This window comes from Aeromonas bivalvium (assembly GCF_000819765.1).
In the GTDB taxonomy this organism is placed as follows: domain Bacteria; phylum Pseudomonadota; class Gammaproteobacteria; order Enterobacterales; family Aeromonadaceae; genus Aeromonas; species Aeromonas bivalvium.
In genome coordinates this window covers 123,750-124,296 of the sequence record NZ_CDBT01000061.1, presented here as the reverse complement: position 1 = coordinate 124,296, position 547 = coordinate 123,750, and the positions used below count along the sequence as shown (strand labels likewise).

General features: G+C 70.4%; 1 protein-coding gene. It reads left to right on the top strand.

The annotated features are described in order from the left end of the window. Nucleotides 1-390, top strand: a 390-nt coding sequence (locus tag BN1119_RS17665) for an ATPase, T2SS/T4P/T4SS family (protein ID WP_042001205.1), incomplete at its 5' end; no start/stop codon positions are given. Nucleotides 391-547: the final 157 nt, after the last annotated feature.

Genomic DNA, 547 nt, shown 5'->3' with positions numbered 1-547 from the left:
GTGGCCAGTGCCCTGCGCGCCGTGGTGGCCCAGCGTCTGGTGCGGCGGGTGTGCGAGCACTGCCGCGAGACCCGGGCGCCGGACGAGGGGCAGGGGAGCTGGCTCACCGCCCTCTCGGGCGAGGCGTCTGGCCAGTACAGCTATCACAAGGGGCGCGGCTGCCAGAGCTGCAACTTCACCGGCTATCGCGGCCGGGTCGGGGTCTACGAGCTGCTGGAGCTGGATCAGGGGATGATGGATGCCCTGCGCCGCAATGATGCCGAAGGCTTCGCCCGGGCGGCGCGCCAGCATCCCCACTACCGTCCCCTGGCGCTGACCGCCCTCGACTATGCCCGCCGCGGCATCACCTCGGTGGATGAGGTGCTGCGTCTGGCCGAGGATCTGGGTTAAGCCATGGCCAATTTCGCATACAAGGGACGCGACAAGCTCGGCAAGGCGGTCAGTGGCGTGCTGGAGGCGGCGAGCGAACTGGCTGCCGCCGACAGCCTGATGCGCCGTGGCATCATGCCCACCGAGCTGAGGGAGCGCCGCAGCGGCGGGGGGGAGA